1 protein-coding gene is annotated in these 318 nt (G+C 48.7%); it reads right to left on the reverse strand.

All coding sequences use genetic code 11. From position 1 onward, the window contains the following. On the reverse strand, nucleotides 1-318 hold a 318-nt coding region (locus tag HT701_RS11170), incomplete at both ends, for an alpha-hydroxy-acid oxidizing protein (protein WP_172931541.1).

Consider the following 318-nt stretch of genomic DNA (forward strand, 5'->3'; position numbering starts at 1 on the left):
AGACAATTGGCACACGTCTATCAACTGCTTCTGCCACTTCTTGAAGCGAGTCAAAAGCAGCTGGTCCACCGTCGATTTGACGACCACCGTGGTTGGTTACCCAGATACCAGAAGCTCCCGCAGCAAGTGAACGCTCAACGTCCTCACGGCATTGTGGTCCCTTGACATAGACAGGAAGTCCAGAGTATTCAGCGATAAATTCTACATCGCGTGGAGACAAGCGCTGTTTAGCTGATTTGTAAACAAAGTCCATTGATTTACCAGCACCTTCTGGCAGGTATTCTTCAACAATCGGCATGCCAACTGGGAAGACAAAAC

Origin of the sequence: Streptococcus sp. 10824, assembly GCF_013276595.1 — a bacterium.
In the GTDB taxonomy this organism is placed as follows: domain Bacteria; phylum Bacillota; class Bacilli; order Lactobacillales; family Streptococcaceae; genus Streptococcus; species Streptococcus pseudopneumoniae.